The sequence below is a fragment of the Pseudomonas arsenicoxydans genome (genome assembly GCF_900103875.1).
GTDB classification, from domain to species: Bacteria; Pseudomonadota; Gammaproteobacteria; order Pseudomonadales; family Pseudomonadaceae; genus Aquipseudomonas; species Aquipseudomonas arsenicoxydans.
Genome location: NZ_LT629705.1, coordinates 4,606,758 through 4,624,898, shown reverse-complemented (window position 1 = coordinate 4,624,898; position 18,141 = coordinate 4,606,758). Strand labels below are relative to the sequence as shown.

Sequence of the window (18,141 nt, the reverse complement as noted above, 5' to 3'; positions counted from 1 at the left end):
CCATCGACTTCATGGCGACGTCTTGACCAACACAAAAGACGTTCAAGTCCTAAGCTCTACCTCGAAAGCGGCAGATGACTCATCGCGAGGGAAGGCCGTGTTTTCGAGGTGCCCACTGCAATGCTCAGTAAATGGCGGGACCCCATCCTGTTGCTGCTCACGACCCTGACGCTGCTGGCCGGGGGCGCTGCACAGCTTGCGCAAAAGTCTGACTGGGCCTCGATGAGCTGGGCCGCAGGCAGTCTGGTGATGGCGTTGGTGCTGCTCGTCGAGATCGCCGGGCGCCTGGCTCGGCGCGAGGCCGGTGTAGATCTGATCGCGCTGCTGTCGATCGCTGCCGCCCTGGTGTTTGATCAGACGCTGGTCGCGGCGGTGATTGCCTTGATGCTGGCGACCGGACGGACCCTGGAGTTTTTCACCCGGCAACGCGCCGAGCGCGAGCTACGTGCGCTGATCGACAGGGCACCGCGTTTTGCCTGGTTGCAGGAGGAGGGCGGCTTGCGCCAGATCCCCGTTGAACAAATCCAGCCACATCAAACATTGCTGGTACGCCTGGGGGAAGTGGTGCCTGTGGATGGTCGACTGCTGAGTCCCGCGGCCATTCTGGATGAGTCGGCGCTCAGCGGTGAATCGTTACCGGTGACCCGCCGAGAGGGAGAGCCACTGCCCAGCGGCGTCTCCAATGTCGGCGCCCCCATCCTGCTCATCGCTACGCGAACGGCCGCGCAAAGCACCTACGCTGCAATAGTGCGACTGGCCGAGGCAGCACGCCGTTCGCGTGCGCCTTTCGTGCGTCTTGCCGACCGCTATGCGCTGGTCTTCATTCCTGTGACGCTGCTGATCGCCGCGTTGGCCTGGCAACTGAGTGGAGATCCCCTGCGAGCGTTGGCGGTGCTGGTGGTGGCCACACCTTGCCCATTGATCCTGGCGGTGCCCATTTCGATCCTGTCAGGGATTTCCAGGGCAGCGCGGCGCGGGATTCTGATCAAGGACGGAGCGACCCTGGAGGCGCTGGCCGGGATCAAGCAGGTGTTTTTCGACAAGACCGGCACCCTGACCAGCGGGCATGCCCGTCTGCAGTCGATTGAAGTCAACGGACTGGCCGATGCGCAGCAATTGCTTGGCCTGGCAGCGTCGCTGGCACAGGCCTCGACGCACCCGATCTCCCAGGCGATTGTCGAGGCGGCGCTACAGCGCCAGCTGTCACTCAGCGTCCCGCAGGAGGTGGAAGAAAGTCCGGGTTCGGGTCTTTGTGGGCTGATCGATGGCCGGCGAGTGCGATTCGGCACGTTGTCTTTTGCTCACAGGGATGCCCCCGCGACCGATTGGGCCACTGCCATGCTGCGCCACATGGATTATCTGGCTTGCTCTGGAAGCTTCATCGAGGTGGATGGGCAACTCGCTGGCCTGCTGGTTTTTTCGGACAACGTTCGGCGCGAAACCCCGCAAACACTGCGTCGACTGCGCAACCGAGGCATCGAGAGGATCGTCATGCTCACCGGGGATCGACTGGAACCCGCCGAGATGATCGCGCTGTCTGCTGGAATTGACGAACTGCGTGCCGGGTTGACCCCAGAGGAAAAAGTGCGTGCCGTTCAGGAGGGTTGCCTGCGCACCAGCACGCTGATGGTCGGTGATGGTATCAACGATGCCCCTGCATTGGCAGCGGCGAACGTCGGCGTCGCAATGGGGGCCAGCGGTGCGACGGCTTCTGCACAAGCCGCAGGTGTCGTGCTGCTGGTGGATCGCCTGGATCGTCTCGTCGAGGCGCTGGACATTGCCCGACGCACCCGCCACATCGCTCGCCTTGGCGTACTGGCCGGCATGGGCATGTCGCTGCTGGCCATGGTGGTGGCGGCCCTCGGTTATCTGCCGCCACTGATCGGCGCCGTGGTGCAGGAGGGCATCGATGTGCTGATCATCATGAACGCTTTGCGGGCATTGGGCCCATTGTGGGGGCGCAGGCAGCAAAAGCTGACGGCGGAGCATATCGATCGTTTGCAAGATGAACACCAGCAACTGTCCAGTGTGCGCAGCGACCTGCACCAACTGGCCAGTGACTTCGCCTCGCGTCCGGTTGCGCAAGCGCAGACCGACTTGCTGGAACTGGTCGACAAACTGCAAACCTCATTGGCGGACCATGAGCGCGATGATGAGAAAACACTGTATCCGCTGCTGACGCAAAAGATGCCAGGCGAGGATCCGATGTCGGCCATGAGCCATGCTCACCGTGAGATTTTTCGCCTGATCCACCTGTTGGCGCGCATGAGCCGTGATTTCGCTGCTGATCCGGCAACGGCGTCCGCCGACGAGGTTCAGCATCAATTGATTCGGCTGGATACGCTGGTGCGACTGCACTTTGACCAGGAGGAGGAGTTGTTCCGTTTTCTTGATGGGCGTTAGACGTCTTGTTCCAGCACACAGCATTCGCGACCTGCGCTATTCATCTGGAAGCGCTTCGCCTGGCGCTGTCTTTCCTCGGTGCCCATAAGTTAAGGAAGAAAATATGAGTCGCGAAAGTCCAACCACCAAAGCCGAGCGTCTTCGCATTCCGCGCACGATCTGGGCGTTGGGCTTTGTCAGCCTGTTCATGGATGTATCTTCCGAGCTGGTACACAGCTTGTTACCCGTATTTCTGGTCACGACATTGGGTGCGAGTGCATTGACCGTCGGCGTGATTGAAGGTGTTGCCGAGGCGACCGCCATGCTCGTCAAGATATTCTCTGGCGCTATCAGCGACTTCATGGGTCGGCGCAAAGGATTGCTGCTGCTGGGATATGGTTTGGCCGCACTGAGCAAACCCCTGTTTCCTCTGGCGCACTCGGTTGAAGTGGTCTTTACCGCACGTTTTCTGGATCGCATCGGCAAAGGCATTCGTGGTGCGCCGCGCGATGCCCTGATCGCCGATGTTTCGCCGCCTGAGATCCGCGGGGCCTGTTTTGGTTTGCGCCAGTCAATGGACACCGTAGGGGCTGTTCTTGGCCCGGCTCTGGCCATCTCGCTGATGCTATGGTTAGCCGATATCCAGCTTGTGCTGTGGTTTGCGGTGATTCCCGCAACAGTCGCGGTGGCTCTGATTGTCGCTGGCGTAAAAGAACCCACCCACGCCTCCCGCGAACACACATTCCGGTCGCCGATTCATTGGAGAGTCCTCCACGATTTCTCCACTGGTTATTGGTGGGTCGTCATTGTGGGCGGGGTGTTTACACTTGCCCGTTTCAGCGAGGCGTTTCTGGTATTACGTGCGCAGGAGACAGGTCTGTCGGTCACCTGGATTCCGCTGGTGATGGTGGTCATGTCGGTTTTCTACACGTTTTCCGCTTACCCTGCCGGCTGGTTATCTGATCGTATGAGCCGTACGAAGCTGCTCTGCGTGGGGATGGCGTTACTTGTGCTGGCGGATCTGGTGCTGGCTCAGTCCAGCACAGTCATCACGATGATGCTGGGCGTTGCATTGTGGGGACTTCATATGGGATTCAGCCAAGGCATCCTTGCCTCGCTGGTAGCCGACACAGCACCTGGAGAACTCAAGGGCACCGCCTTCGGCATTTTCAATCTGGTCAGTGGTGTATGCATGCTGATCGCCAGTGTTCTGGCGGGCGGGTTATGGCAAAGCTTCGGATCAGGCAGCACGTTCTTCGTGGGGGCAGTGTTTGCCGCCACAGCGTTACTCTTGCTGCTACTGAAGAAACAGTGATTCTTCAGATGAAGAGCAAGTCACGCGCCCGCGCCGCAGGCTTCACTCAAAATACTTATCTCTCTTCAACCAAGACTCAAACTCTATCGCAGGCATCGGGCGTGCATAGAGATATCCTTGCCCTTGGTCGCATCCGATACTTCTCAGAAAAGAGCTCTGCTCGGCGGTCTCAACGCCTTCCGCAACAATCTTGAAGCCCAGAGCATGTCCCAATTCAACGACGGTTTTGGTGATGGCCACACCACTTTTGTCGTGAGGCAGATCGGAAACGAAGCTGCGATCAATTTTCAGACTGTTGATGGGCAGCATCTTTAGATAGGCCAGAGATGAGTAGCCGGTGCCAAAGTCATCGATCGCAGTCGAGATCCCCAGACTTTGGAGCGTGCTCAAGACTTCTCTGGAATGCTCCGGGCTCGCCATCATCAAACTCTCTGTGACTTCAACTTCCAAGACGCTTGCGGGTAAATCATATTTATCCAGCGCCGCTCGAAGTGTTTCGACGTAATCGGTTCTGTCGATTTGTATAGCCGCCACATTGACAGCGACAATCCCGCAAGCAATATCACGATCAATCCAGTGTCGAATGTCACGGCAGACCCTGTCGATAACTTGCTCACCTATCTGGATTATCAGCCCAGTACTCTCCGCCAAGGGAATGAAGTCTGCCGGGGAAATGAGGCCATGAACCGGATCCCGCCAACGAACCAGTGCCTCGGCGCCTTCAACCCTATCGCTCATCAGATTAATCTTTGGCTGGTACCAAACCTCAAACTCATGGTTTTTTACAGCACGGCGCAGGGAGCGTTCGAGGATCAAACGCTCATGTGCACGCAGGGTCATTTCAGGCTGATAGAAGCGATAGTCGTTACGGCCTCCTTCTTTGGCGCCGTACATGGCTGTATCCGCTTGACGGAGCAATTGCTCCGGCGTTTCGCTATCTTGCGGTGCCACGGCAATCCCGATGCTGGCTGTCAGGAGCGTGGAGTTGCCCCCTAGATCAAAAGGCTCCTGAAGAGACATCAGTAGTTTTTTCGCGACGACGATGGCATCGGTTGGCTGGCTGAGATTGTTCAAAATGACTGCAAATTCGTCTCCGCCGATTCGAGAGACCGTGTCCTCAAGGCGTACACACTGCGAAAAGCGAATCCCTGCTTGCTGCAGCAGTAAGTCTCCCATCGAGTGGCCAAGGCTGTCGTTTACCGTTTTAAAGCCATCCAGATCTACCAAAAGCACCGCAAGTGACTGGTCATAGCTCAATGAAAGATCCAGGGAGTGCTGGAGTCTTTCCTGGAAGAGGAGGCGATTGGGCAACCCCGTAACCGGGTCATAATGCGCCATGCGGTCAAGTTCGGATTGCGACTGATTGATAGCTGAAATATCAGAGAAGACAGCCACATAATTGACAGGCTGACTGAACTCATCGAACACAGCATTTATCGTCATCCACTTCGGATAAAGCGTGCCATTTTTTCTACGATTCCAGAGCTCACCGCGCCAAAATCCATTTGCCTTGAGCGTCTCCTGGATGTCTCGGTAGAAATCGAGATCTTGTTCCTCTGACATGAGGATATAAGGCTTCAACCCTATAGACTCTTCTGCGCTGAATCCTGTGATGTCAGAAAATGCTTTATTGATCGATATGATATGACCTAGAGCATTAGTGATAATGACCCCGTCGGCCGTATTCTCCAAGACAACGCCAGCGAGTCGTAATTGTTCGGTACTTTGTTTGATTTCAGTGATGTCAGTAGAAATGCTGAGCACACCTGATTGCTGACCATCATTGTCGTAAAGAACGCACTTGGTTGTAAGATAAATGTGATTAGTGTTGTTTCTGTTGATCTGTTCCTCAAAGCGCATGGCACTACCAGTGGCGAGAACTTGTTCGTCATTTTGACGTTGGGTGTCAGCTTCGTCAGACGTAAGAAAGCTTACGCGTGGCCTGCCTTTCATATCGGCAAATGGTAAGCCTGTCGCGCGCTCAAACATGAGATTGCACAGTTGAAGGTTGCCTTGAAGGTCGAACACATAAATCAGCGATGGCGCATTATCTACTACATCCTGAAGTAACGTCGTTTGAGTCAGCAATGCCTGTTCAGCTTTTTTACGGTCGGAAATGTCTCGAACTACCGCATAGAGCATCGGCTCGTTAGACAAGGTGACAGTGGAGAGGGTTACTTCAGCCGGAAATACCACGCCGTCGGCACTTTTATGTAGCCATTCAAAACGATGAACACCTCTTTCCATTGCCATGCTCAACATGACTTGTGCTTTCTTTGTCGTGCACTGACCATCACTTTGAAAGGGTGGAGAAATATCGGTGGCTTTGACTTTATGTAATGTTTCCAGGTCTTCATAACCGAATAACTTGAGTGCTGCGGTGTTGGCATCACTACAAATGCCTCCTCGACGCAGGATCCAGGTCGGATCTGGCGAGCGCTCAAACAGGGCGCGGAAGCGTGCTTCACTTTGCACTAAAGATAGCTCCGCAATCTCACGCTCTTCAATTTCCCTGGCGAGCTGCGCATGGCGCTGGCGAAAAAGGCGGTGACTTCGGCTGAGTTGAGCTGCAAGAAAGGTAAAAAAGCCAGTGCAGGTCAGCGCAAAAATAAACAAAGGTGAGCTGAAGAGTGTGCCGTTCCTCCAGCCTTCTCGAGGAATCGCCGCGAGCTGCCAGGTGCCGCCTGGCACATCGACAGAGGTTGTAATGGCATCTTCTGAAAATACTGCAGGATTTCCCCAAATCATTTTTCCATTGTTGCCTAATCCATCCGCACCTCGTAAGGCCAACTCAAGCGTCCCGCGCGCATTGATGCCACTGGCTTCAAGCAATGCATCAACATCAGCGACAACTGACGCGCTGCCCCAATAACGATCAGTACCGTCTTCGGTGGTGACAAACACTGGGCGCCGATGGACAAAACCTCGCCCTCCCTGGAAAAGGTCAATAGGGCCTGCCAGCACGGGAGCTCTTGATTCTCGAGATCTCAACACGGCAGCGTACTGACCGGGCAGATTGCGATAATCAACGCCTAAAACGCCTTCATTACCTTTGACGGGATAGACACTGCGAATGACGTCGTTGGGAGCAAGCGCGATGTGGTGGATATGCGATTGCAGAGCCATTGCTTGCTCTGCCATTCCTTCAAAATGCGCAGTTGTTATGCCGCCGTCCAACCTCAATAGCTGAGCAATACCTTCCGTTGCGTCAAACGTAGAGTTTATTTGACCTTCTAAATGAGCTCGGACGCCCGTCAGTTTCGAAGTAACTTGTGCTCTATCCTTACTTGATTCTTGCTGGATATCCAAGTGCCCTAGTGTTACGGAGAGCAAAGTACCTAGCAACAAGATGCTGATAGGGAGCAACATGGATCGAAGCGATCGTTTATGCGAAACAAGTGCAACTGGGTAAAAGCCTGGGTTTGCCATCCGTAATTCTTCCAATGTTTAAACCCCGGTTATTTTGTGATGGACAGGTCTTGATGTTTCTAACGTCCGCTTCGCAAATACGAATACAGTTGCTGATTTGCGTTCAAGGCCAGTATCAATACCTATACAAAATAAAATTAATGTATAAGGGGTGGAAAAGGCATGGCATTCAATCATGGGTCAGATAGAAACTCCTGATATAGGCTCCCTGGCAAATTTTCCAGAGCGCTTCCTGTAGTGATCTACTGGAAATCTTTCGCATTAACGCCCGATAAAACGTTTGAGGTCAGAGATAGCGAAAGGTGCATTTTTTCTCAAATAAGACGTTTCGTCGGCTTCCTTCACGGCCTCGAACTCTGCTCTGTGGTGACCAGATACAATCATCCACCCTTCATAGGCCCACTCGGCGTTTCGGTGATGGTGTCCACCTTTTTTGCCTATGCCAAACCTATGAGTCGAAATACCCGATGAGTGATTTTGAAGATACCGCGCGTGAAGTGCTTTCGTTCTTGCGGCACCGGCTGGGGTTCGATTTGTGGATGGTTACCCGGGCTGACGGCGATGACTGGACTGTTTTGCATTGCGAAGATCATGGCTATCAAATTCAGCCAGGCAAAATCCTCAGTTGGAGCGATTCTTTTTGTAGCCATATGGTCAAGGGGCTCGGGCCACGAATAGCGCCAAATGTCGGACTGGTGCCTTGTTATGCAGCGGCCCCCATCAGTCGCCAGCTAACCATCAACGCATACATCGGGGTTCCACTTCTCCTGTCCGATGGCTCCTTGTTCGGCACGCTTTGCGCAATTGATCCAACGACTCAACCTGAAAAAATCAGGGAAGACCAGGCACTCATTGAAATGGTCGCCAAGGTGCTCAGCAAGATTTTGCAAATGGAATTGAGGGCCGATGAAGAGGCGAGCAGGGCGGAGCGATTTGAAGCGCAGGCACTTAACGATGCCTTGACGGGCCTTTATAACCGTGCGGGCTGGGATCAGTTAGCGGCTTGTCAGGATGTTCGAAACCGTCGTTACGGAAATTCCTCTGCGGTTGTGATTATTGATATGGACGATTTAAAACTCATCAATGATGGCCAAGGTCATGCTGCAGGTGACAGTGCACTCAAGAGTGCCGCTGACGCCTTGAATCACGCTTCTAGATCCGGCGATATCGTTGCAAGGTTGGGTGGAGATGAGTTCGGAATCATCGGTGTCAACTGCGACAGAGTTGGCGGCGAGGCGCTTCGCGAGAGGGTGTACCAGTCACTTCAACTGTCAGGCGTCAGTGCTTCTGTCGGTTTAGCCATGGCTAACGCTTCGAACAACATAAGCTCGGCGATGACGCTCGCTGACCATGAGATGTATGAGCAGAAGCGCACAAAAAAAATTGGAGAGGTTGGTTCTCACATACTTTGAGATTTACCGACAGGTACTTTGACCAGGAAAGTGGTTCCACGAGCGCGGTCGGAGGTCACATCCAAAGACCCGGAATGTGCGGCCACAATCTCGGAGGCGATGTACAGGCCTAACCCCAGCCCGGCGCTCGGGCCAAGACCACTGGTAGTGGACAGCGAGACACGCTCCATAGGATTAAAGATGAAGGGCAGGATTTCTTCTGGTACAGGCTCGCCACGATTGTGCACAGAGAAAACGACGCTACCGTCGACTGGTGCCAGCGTGACCTCGATAGGAAACTGCAGATCTCCATGTTGAACTGCATTGCTGAGCAGATTGGAAATGACTTGCTCCATGCGGGCCCCATCGAATTCGCCACGAGTGGATGCACCTGCGTTGAATATGATCTTCGCGCGCGGATGAAACGTTCGAATCTCTTCCACTATGCGTGTGCACAGTGGCGTCAGGTCGATATATTCCTTTTTAATGGGAATACCCGGGCCCATTTGGCAGCGGGTCAGGTCCAGCAAGTCGCCGACTATCTGGCTGGCTCGTCTTACGCTGGTATATATCCCTGATGCAATTTTAGTCTCGCGCGCCCCCAGATCATCCGAGCGCCGCAACACATCAGCGCCCAGCAAAATAGCGCCCAGCGGCGTGCGTAAATCATGGCCGAGAATGCCCAAAAAGACATTGCGTGAGGCTTCCACGGCGCTCGAGTAGCTCGCAATAGATTCACCTAGCGCCTGGTCTATGGCTTCGTTGAAGCGGGTCATGTCGTCCACTTCAAAAGCGGCCCCGTCTTTTACCTGTCCCAGCCATTGGCTGACTACGCTCGTTCTCAGCGCACGATACTCAGACACCATTTGATCCAGCGTGAAACCCGCCATCAAACGTGTGACTGCATGGATTTCCGCGGCAGTTTCCAGCTCGTCTGCAGGGCTATTCCCATGGGCCTTGGCTATCTGTTCCTGGGCAGACTGGTAGGTGCGCATGTCTAACGCTATAGCGCGCAACATCTGTTCGGCATGATCGCGTAAAGCCTTGGAATCCAGAGCTTCGCCGGGCACCTCAATGGTTCTTGCAAAATCCTCCCAAGCTTGCAGTATCGGCTCAAGATTTTTGATGATGAAGTCTGACAAGCGCATGCCGATGATCCTGGTTATTCGTAGGCCTAGGTCAGGCGTAACACCTCAGGTGTAAGGGGGGAGGGCATGTCGAATTTCATCGAGCTCGTCCCAGGGGCGTGTCCTCGCCAAAGCCGCTTTCGAACACGTTGTAGTATGGGGAAAATCGCTTTCTCTATCGAGTTCCGATTGCGTCGCCTTGCATGACTTGCAAGTGACGGTAGCCTTCGAAAGACTCCAGTTTCCGTGCCAGGCGATAAGATTTTCCGAAGGAGACATGGTGATAAAAAGCTCTACAGATTTTGTACAACATTAGTTTCTTGTATAGCTTTTGGCGAGTTAATTTTGCGTTTTTACTTGCTTGGCTGCTCAGCGGTGATTGGCGTCTGCCACGTGGTTGTAAGCCGCGCTCTGCGGGTGGCTGATCGATACGATCCCATGCCGCCTGGAATTCGTTTATCAATGAATCAGCGAGCCAGAAACTAAGTTAGAGTGCTCATAAGGGCTCTCCACTCGATTCGCGTAGCCGCGCCAAGCGATTACAGTGAACGAACAGGGCAAGAAAAACCGTAAATCAATCGTTATGTGAAGAATGAATCGTGCGCTGTTTGTTTCTCTGGATGGGCCCAAGGGTGCCGGCAAAACCACATTGTTGGAGGCCGTCACGAAAGTACTGAGGGCAGATAACAAAAAGGTAATCCGGCTTTGCGAGAGAAAAAGCGATCCCTATCGAGGTGAAACAATGACCCTCGTGAACAAACTCGTCAGAAATCCCACCCGGGAACTGGAGTTGCAGGTTTGTGAGCGCCTTGCTGAAAGCCGTATCTGGATTTCACGGCACGTACTGGCTAAACAGCCACCAGACAGCATCATCCTGATCGATCGTTGGTACCCGTCCGATGCCGCGTTTCGCCGGATAATCCCGTTTGCAGAGATTCTGCAGTTGAACATTGATCGAAACGTGCGTGTGCCAGACCTGCATGTCGGCGTTGTCACCGCCCCTGATATTTCATGGGCGAGGGCAGCAGCACGAGGGCGTGGGCTGGGCAGTACAGTGATGCATAAGCTGGAAGAACATGTCGCTTGTACAAAGGCGTTCGAGGAAGCCATCGCAGATCACGGCTGGGTGTTATGCCGTAATGAAGGAACGCTTGAGGACGCAACGATGCAGGTGATTTCCGAGATCTATAAAGTCCTTCTCGGGCATCACGAGCATTGCTAGGGTCATGAACGTGCGATCCGTTGTGACGTGCTTAGCAGCTAACGCTATACAAGGCCGACAAACGAAAGAATAACGAGGACGATCACAACTGCCCCGACGATGTAGATAATATTGTTCATGAAAACCACCTCTCTATACCTGAACAGGATTACGACGAACAAGGTCGTCTAATACAGACGACACCTTGACTCGCCATTCCGTTCCGCAAACTGGTCTCAGCGGCAGCAGAGCTATCGATCGCCGAGATTGCTTGGGCTGTCCGCTCATCCTTGCGTGCCGGACGGCACCAGGCTCATCCCCCACTTACCTTCCAATGTTTAACATCATCTGCGAATACCATCTGTCGCATTTCATGAGCAATCCCATAGGACAGGGATTCGTGCGCGGCGATCACTTTTTCTTCCGCTGACAGGCAATGAAAAATATCGAGTTTGGTCTCTGCCTCAGCCGTTTCGAGCGCGTAGATTTGCACATAGCGCGCGAGGTCGTTGTCGAGACTGGACAGATATTCTCTCAAGCGTTGATGGTCGACCGATTTCTGGCTGAAGTACCAGTTCATCGGATGAATCAAAAATCTGGCATGAGGGGAGGTGATCCTGCGACCTGCTGCCAGAAACATGATGATCCCCATCGATTCGATGTTGCCGGCATTGATGGCGCAGAGCGGTACGGGCAATGACTTCAGGAACGTGTAGAGCGTGAAGCCGAAGTTGGTGCTCCCCCCACAAGTGGACAGGTTCAGTAGCAGTGATGTGGCGCCTTGATCGATGGCTTCAAGGCAGCAATCCCTGAAGCGCTCAGTCGTTGCCTGATCGATCTGGCAATGAAAATGAACGATGTGTTCTGTCATCGACTGACCCCCTGAATGGGATGCGTGGAGGGCTTCCTGCGAGTTTTCCATTCTAGTAAAAATCGACGATTCGATCTAAAGAAAAAGGCGGAAGGTACTTTTTAGGCCGGCAGGCCGCCAGTCGAATGGCCGCATTTTCGATGGAACCAAATCTCGAAATCCACTCGTCTGCGAGTTGGATATTTCGTTCAAACTTTCGATTTTCTACACCCTCCGAATTATACGGGCCCATGCTCGTACTAACGATGTAGAGGTGAATAGAAATGGCTAATACAGAAAATAAAAACCCGGGTAATTTTTCAAATGACCGGGACAAGGCATCTGAAGCAGGCAAAAAAGGTGGAGAAGCCTCTGGCGGGAATTTCGCCAACGATCCGCAACGAGCGTCTGAGGCGGGCCAGAAAGGTGGCCAGGCATCGGGCGGACAACCACCCCGCGATACTGATCGCATGTCGGGAGGCGGGCAGGGTGCGAATCGTGGAGGGGAGTTTGCTGATGACAATGATAGTGCCTCCAAGCCAGGCCAAAAAGGTGGTCAGGCCTCAGGAGGACGGCAATCTAAAGATGCAGATCAAATGACCAGCGGTGGCCAGGGAAGTGGGCGCGGTAGCAATGTTACCGATGACCATGCCAAGTCCGCAGATATGGGCCGCAAGGGTGGTGAACAAGGTGGCGGTGGAGGACGCAAAGCCTGATGCGGTTTGTTCATCAAGCCCCGAGTTTGTTTCGGGGCTTGGTTTGAGAACATTCGCTGATCAGGAAAATCTCAAGGGAGTATTCAACCGAGTGACGCATTGCGAGCAGAATCAAACCCAATATCGACGTACCGCGCCATGCAAGCCCTGAACTGGATCTTGCTCTGGAAATGGCAGCGTCTGAATTCTCGCCAATTGCTCTGAAGTCGGTGCTTCGCGACAGATGTCCGCGTGCTGGCCCGGGGGGTAGGCACCGACAACAAGAAAGTCACTGCTGGATTCGACATTGCAGTGACCTGTGCCGGCAGGCAAGAGCAACACATCCCCACCGCTGACCTCCAATATTCGACCACCCGGCCCGCCGAGCATCAAACGAGCATAGCCAGCAGCGACGCCGAGCACTTCATGGCCTTCGGTGTGATAGTGGTGATAGTCATAGACGCCGTAGCGCCATTGCGGCGGCCAGCCATTGGCACTGAAGGTTTCCTCGAACAAGGCCGCCGGGTCGCTCCCTTGAATGGCAATCGCCTTGATGTAAATGAGCACAGGAAGGCGGGGGTTGTTAGGCACCCAATCGTTACGTTCCAGGAGCAGGATTTGCACGGGGGCATCCACAACCTGTGACCTGACCATAAGAAGTCCTCCGCTTTCGAATAAGAGTCTTGAAGACAACTGTTAAAGCATCATCCATTAAGGACATTTGATGCTCTTCAAATGTTCAAGAAATCCAGGCAGCAGCGTCTTTGGCGGTCGCAAACCATGACCAGTGATGTCGAGCGAGGTTTCAGCAAGTGCAACGTGGATACTGCCAAAATAGTGTGGAAAGGCGCCCAACCACGGCTGGGCGCCATTTGACTCAGCCAGTGTGATGACTCGCCGCAAGGCCATAGACGGATGTGTCGATGCCTTCGAAGCGCGCCTTTAATTGCAGCGCCAGATACAGCGAGTAATGTCGTGACTGATGCAGGTTGCCACCGTGGAACCAGAGGTTTTCCTGCTGTGTTGGCTTCCACATGTTGCGAAGTTCGCCCTCGTACGGGCCAGGATCATTCGTGGTTCCGGAACCCAAGCCCCAGCAGCGGCCGACCTTGTCAGCTACTTCCTGGGAAATCAGCTTCGCCGCCCAACCATTCATTGAACCATAGCCTGTGGCATAGACGATCAGATCTGCCGGTAGTCGGCTGCCATCGTTGAGTACGACGGCATCTGCTTCGATGCGTTCTACACCCAGGCCTGGCGCGCTCTTGAGCTTGATCGTGCCGTTAGCGATCAGTTCGGAGGCACCGACGTCGATGTAATAACCAGAACCACGGCGTACGTATTTCATGAAAAGGCCAGACTCGTCGTCACCGAAATCGAGCATGAAGCCGGCCTTGGACAAGCGCTCGTAGAAGTCCTTGTCACGCTCCTTGATCGCATCAAAGATCGGTCGATGAAAGCTTGGCATGACCTTGTAGGGAATCGAGGCGAACAGCATGTCGGCCTTGTCCGTGGTCAGACCCGACTCCAGGGCGTCTTCAGAGTAGAGTCCGCCAAAGACCAGATCCATCAAACTGTCGGAACGCACGATGTGGGTGCTGGAGCGTTGCACCATGGTCACCTCGGCACCGTTCTCCACCAGGTCGGCGCAGATATCGTGAGCCGAATTGTTCGCCCCGATGACCACCGCGCGCTTGCCGCTCCAGGCGTCTCCGCCGGGATGGCGGCTGGAGTGATGCTGCTGGCCATTGAAATCCTCGGCACCCGGATAACGAGGAACATTGGGTACGCCAGACATGCCGGTGGCAAGGATCAACTGGGCAGGCTGTAACGTCATACGCTCGCCATCGCGCTGCACTTCAACCTTCCAGGTGCCACTTTGCTCGTCAAAACTGGCGCTCACGCATTCTGTACGCGGCCAATAATTGAGCTCCATGACTTTGGTGTACATTTCCAGCCAGTCGCCAATCTGGTCTTTTGGAGTGAAGACCGGCCAGTGATCGGGGAAGGGCAGGTAAGGCATGTGGTCGTACCAGACAGGGTCGTGCAGGCACAGCGACTTGTAGCGACCGCGCCACTGATCACCAGGACGCTCGGCCTTGTCGACGATCAGCGTAGGCACGCCCATTCGCTTGAGCCGCGCAGCGAGCCCCAGCCCACCCTGACCGCCACCCACGATCAGGCAGTAAGGTTGTGTGGTGATGCCAAGCGAAGCTTCTTCATCGCGACGACGCTCCAGCCAGTTGCGTTTGTCGGCGTGGGCGTGACCATGACTGGCGCCCATTGGACGACGGCGGCCGCTGGGCTCTTCATAGCCTTTGAGCTCGCGCATGGCTGTCAACAGCGTCCAGCACAGACCGTCCTTTAGACGCACGTAGCCTTTACCTCGCGCCGCTTCGGTTTCCAGGCTGATCCAACCTTCGAGCACACCGTCATTCAGCGTCGCCTCACCTTCCAGTTTCCATCGCTCGGGACGAGTCTGGTCGAGGCGTGTTTCGAGCATGTCTCGGATGGCAGGCTTGTCTTCGAGGGTCACCAGGTTCCAGCTGAAAAGTAGCAGGTCACGCCAGTGACACTCGTCGGCAAACAGTTCCAGTACGCCGTCCACATCACGTTGGGCGAGGCGCTCGCCGAGGTTTTCGACCCAACCCGCGAGCTGAGCAGTTGGCGTTTGCAGAGGTGTTTCAACAGCGATGTTCATGGGGCATCTCCGATCTTGTTGTTTTTGTACCACTTGCCCCAGAGCAAGGCTCGGGCCACCTTCGCGAAAGCCCCGTTGCAGAGCGGCTGCCGGGGTGTTGCTCAGGCTTGGATTCGCAGATCTGTCACGTTTCTGGAAAGGGGGGGATGACAGAGTGTCACTCGGTGCAAAAAGCGCTGGTCGCGATCTTTTCATATAAGCTGCAAACAGACCCGTGTCCTGACCGTAACGGAGAACAAGAACAATGAAGCCGGCCTTGATCAACGCCCATGCACAGCAAGTGCTGCAAGCCGTGCAGGGCACTCACGCCACCCATGGCCCTATTGCTGACTTGGCCATCACACGATCCTGGCGCCGGTGCCTGGATCAGTATCAGCTCGATCCTGCCAGTCGCCGCGCACCTAACGTGGTTGAGCATCCACGCTTGCAGGATCACCGCGCGCCACTGGAGCACATCATCGCTGTGGCGCACTGGCAGATGAGCAACTTGCACCAACAGCTCGGACGTGATGGCCACGTGGTGCTACTCACCGATGCTCGCGGTGTGGCGATCGACAGTGTGTTTAACGAATCCGAACGAGCCGAAGTTCAGCGCTCCGGACTGTGGCTCGGCTCGGTATGGAGTGAGGATTGCGAAGGCACCAACGGTGTCGGCACCTGCCTGGTCGAGCGAAAGCACGTAACCATCCGTCGTGACGAGCATTTCCGTGGCAAGCACGTCGGTCTGACCTGTTCGGCCAGCCCGATATTCGATGCGAGTGGAGAGTTGCTGGCCGTGCTCAATCTCTCTTCCGTAAGGGATGACCACAGCCTTCAGCAACACTTCCAGGCCATGGCATTGACCAACCTGTCGGCCAAGTTAATAGAGAGCTGTTTTTTCCTGGGGCATGATCCTCAGCGATATTTGCTGCGCTTGCACCCTGAAGCAGGCTTCGTTGGGATGCTGGGTGAAGGTCTGCTCAGTTTTGACGAGAATGCCCGCATTTGTTCAGTCAACCATGCTGCGCTGGACCTGTTGGGCCTCAGCCGTGATCAAGTGATCGGCCAGTCTCTAACAAGGCTGCTGGAAACACCTATTGAGCAGCTGATGAGCCAGGCCAGCGCTCAGCCGAGTGTCTGTTGGCCGGTGCGGCTGCTGGACGGACGCCAGTTCTACGGGCAGTTGCGAGAACCCGTGCACCATGCGCCCTTGGTCATTCCCGCGACCGAAAAAATCAACGACGTGCACGTGTGCCTGGAAGACCCGCGCCTGCAACGCGGCTTTGCTCGCGCATTACGTGTTTTGGAGCGTGACGTCCCGGTGTTTTTGCAGGGCGAAACCGGTACCGGCAAAGAAGCTTTTGCTGCGGCGCTGCACCGTGCCAGCTCCCGAGCGAACCAGCCGTTTGTGGCGATCAATTGCGCCGCCATTCCAGAAACGCTGATCGAAAGCGAGCTGTTCGGCTATCGCGGCGGCAGCTTCACCGGTGCGCGTAAAGACGGGATGATCGGTAAGCTGGAACAGGCCCACGGCGGCATACTGTTTCTTGATGAGATCGCCGATATGCCACTGGCTCTACAGACTCGCCTGCTGCGCGTGTTGGAGGAGCGGCAGGTAGTGCCCTTAGGTGGCTCGACGGCACGTCCGCTCGATGTTCGTCTCATCAGTGCCAGCCACCAGGATCTGCACGCCTGCGTGGCCGAAGGGCGCTTGCGCGAGGATCTGTTCTACCGCGTAGCCGGGTTCGCCGTGCACCTTCCACCGCTGCGTGAACGTTCAGACAAGGGGCTTTTGCTCGACCTTTTGCTGCGCGAGGAGGGGGCAGGGGCCAAGGTTCGGCTGGATGCGGGTGTCAGAGAGCGCCTGCTGACGCAGCCTTGGCCAGGCAATGTCCGGCAGCTGCGGACGTGCCTGCGCACACTGGTAGCGTTGGCGTTTGAGGGGCGTGTCACCCTGGACGATTTGGCGGAGTTGCTGCCGGCAGCGCCAGCGACAGCTGCGCTCGCCGAAAATCCGCTGGGCGTATCCGAGCGGCAGACGCTGCTTACATTGATTGAGGCGGAACACTGGCATATCGCTCATGTTGCCGCTCGCCTGGGGATCAGCCGCAACACGCTTTATCGCAAACTGCGTCATCACGGTATTTCACGACCTGGTTGAATGCGCAATGGCATCGTCGCCACTGTCTGGATCGCGTTTATTTTTCACCCATTTGGGGCGCTCTGAGCCATTTCGTAGCACACGGCGAGTAACACGCTGATCAAAGACTCATTGGTTCCTGAGTCGAAACTCCCTTGCAATCAATATCTTGAAGCCGTACTGAGCAGAATGGCACGGCTTATGCTTTTTTGAATCCATGGATAATTGGATACAAAACTGCAAAAGGTGACTTTATGCAATTCGCTCCCACCTACGTTGAACGTCAGCCTCTGACCGCCGAGGAGGAGGCTTACAACTTTCTGCTGGAAGCGATCTGTGGTGGTCGTTACCGCAAGGGCGATCGGCTGATCGCGGAGGACATCGCCAGCGAAATCGGCATGAGCCGGATGCCGGTGCGTGAAGCCTTTCGCCGTCTCGATGCTCAAGGCCTGGTCACCCTGAGGCCCAACCGGGGCGCCATCGTCAGCGGCCTGAATTTCGACGAGTTGCACGAAGTATTCGAGATGCGCAGTGCCCTCGAAGGCCTGGCCATTCGCGTGGCCGTGACCAGGATCGGTGAGCGTCAGCTTGCAGCTCTGGAACGCATGCTGGACGAGATGGATGACTACCGCGACGAAAGTGCCGAATGGGTCAGACTTCATCGTGCCTTCCATGAACACCTGTGCAGCCTCAGCGGCCGTCCTCGGCTGATGAAGCAGATCTCGGCGCTGTATTCGCTGATCGAGGCGCCGATGCGCCTGTGGCTGCAACACAGCGAAAAACCCTTGAGCGCTCGCCAGGAGCACGCGGTGATCCTCGACGCCATCCGCTCCGGCGATGTCGAGCGTGCCGAGGCGGTGGTGCGTGAGCACATCGAGGGCACGGTGCCGGCGCTGATCCAGTTTCTGCAATCGGAAAAATAGAATCGGGC

General features: G+C 55.3%; 11 protein-coding genes and 1 pseudogene. 7 read left to right on the top strand and 5 right to left on the bottom strand.

Translation table 11 applies throughout. From position 1 onward, the window contains the following. Positions 1–120 precede the first annotated feature (120 nt). Together BLQ41_RS21650 and BLQ41_RS21645 are read left to right on the top strand one after the other, a co-directional pair. Entirely contained in the window at positions 121–2,403 is a 2,283-nt protein-coding gene (locus BLQ41_RS21650; protein WP_090184083.1) for a heavy metal translocating P-type ATPase, read from the top strand. A gap of 103 nt (positions 2,404–2,506) precedes the next feature. Next, positions 2,507–3,697, top strand: a complete 1,191-nt coding sequence (locus tag BLQ41_RS21645) for an MFS transporter (protein ID WP_090184080.1) — start codon at positions 2,507–2,509, stop codon at positions 3,695–3,697. Positions 3,698–3,739: 42 nt separating this feature from the next. Here BLQ41_RS21645 and BLQ41_RS21640 read toward each other — a convergent pair whose 3' ends face one another. Continuing rightward, on the bottom strand, positions 3,740–7,066 hold the full coding sequence (locus BLQ41_RS21640) for an EAL domain-containing protein (RefSeq protein ID WP_167360500.1): 3,327 nt from the start codon (positions 7,064–7,066) through the stop codon (positions 3,740–3,742). A gap of 527 nt (positions 7,067–7,593) precedes the next feature. On the opposite strand from BLQ41_RS21640, the gene BLQ41_RS21635 reads away from it, so the two are divergent. Beyond that, positions 7,594–8,538: a sensor domain-containing diguanylate cyclase gene (locus BLQ41_RS21635; RefSeq protein WP_090184075.1), complete on the top strand. Its 945-nt coding sequence runs from the start codon at positions 7,594–7,596 to the stop codon at positions 8,536–8,538. Here BLQ41_RS21635 and BLQ41_RS21630 read toward each other — a convergent pair. Further along, positions 8,526–9,665 (bottom strand): sensor histidine kinase, encoded by a 1,140-nt coding sequence (locus BLQ41_RS21630; protein ID WP_090184072.1) that lies wholly within the window; start codon positions 9,663–9,665, stop codon positions 8,526–8,528. The genes BLQ41_RS21635 and BLQ41_RS21630 overlap by 13 nt on opposite strands. Before the next feature lie 571 nt (positions 9,666–10,236). On the opposite strand from BLQ41_RS21630, the gene BLQ41_RS21625 reads away from it, so the two are divergent. Beyond that, positions 10,237–10,866 (top strand): dTMP kinase, encoded by a 630-nt coding sequence (locus tag BLQ41_RS21625; protein WP_090184070.1) that lies wholly within the window; start codon positions 10,237–10,239, stop codon positions 10,864–10,866. Between the two features lie 292 nt (positions 10,867–11,158). Here the strand turns inward: BLQ41_RS21625 and BLQ41_RS21620 are convergent, their stop codons facing one another. Beyond that, positions 11,159–11,716, bottom strand: coding sequence for an ATP-dependent Clp protease proteolytic subunit (locus BLQ41_RS21620; RefSeq protein ID WP_090184067.1), 558 nt, complete (start codon positions 11,714–11,716; stop codon positions 11,159–11,161). A 263-nt stretch (positions 11,717–11,979) separates the two neighbouring features. Between BLQ41_RS21620 and BLQ41_RS31025 the strand changes: the two are divergent. Next, positions 11,980–12,141: pseudogene (locus tag BLQ41_RS31025) on the top strand (general stress protein); the annotation flags it as partial. Between the two features lie 381 nt (positions 12,142–12,522). On the opposite strand, the gene BLQ41_RS21610 reads toward BLQ41_RS31025, so the two are convergent. Both BLQ41_RS21610 and BLQ41_RS21605 read right to left on the bottom strand, forming a co-directional pair. Then, positions 12,523–13,044 (bottom strand): cupin, encoded by a 522-nt coding sequence (locus BLQ41_RS21610; RefSeq protein WP_090184061.1) that lies wholly within the window; start codon positions 13,042–13,044, stop codon positions 12,523–12,525. 223 nt (positions 13,045–13,267) lie between these two features. After that, entirely contained in the window at positions 13,268–15,091 is a 1,824-nt protein-coding gene (locus BLQ41_RS21605) for an NAD(P)/FAD-dependent oxidoreductase (RefSeq protein ID WP_090184059.1), read from the bottom strand. A 244-nt stretch (positions 15,092–15,335) separates the two neighbouring features. On the opposite strand from BLQ41_RS21605, the gene BLQ41_RS21600 reads away from it, so the two are divergent. Both BLQ41_RS21600 and BLQ41_RS21595 read left to right on the top strand, forming a co-directional pair. Continuing rightward, positions 15,336–17,231, top strand: coding sequence for a sigma-54-dependent Fis family transcriptional regulator (locus BLQ41_RS21600; protein WP_090184057.1), 1,896 nt, complete (start codon positions 15,336–15,338; stop codon positions 17,229–17,231). A gap of 233 nt (positions 17,232–17,464) precedes the next feature. Continuing rightward, the gene (locus BLQ41_RS21595; protein ID WP_090184054.1) at positions 17,465–18,133 is read left to right on the top strand and encodes a GntR family transcriptional regulator; all 669 of its coding nucleotides are present in this window, start codon (positions 17,465–17,467) and stop codon (positions 18,131–18,133) included. Positions 18,134–18,141 lie beyond the last annotated feature (8 nt).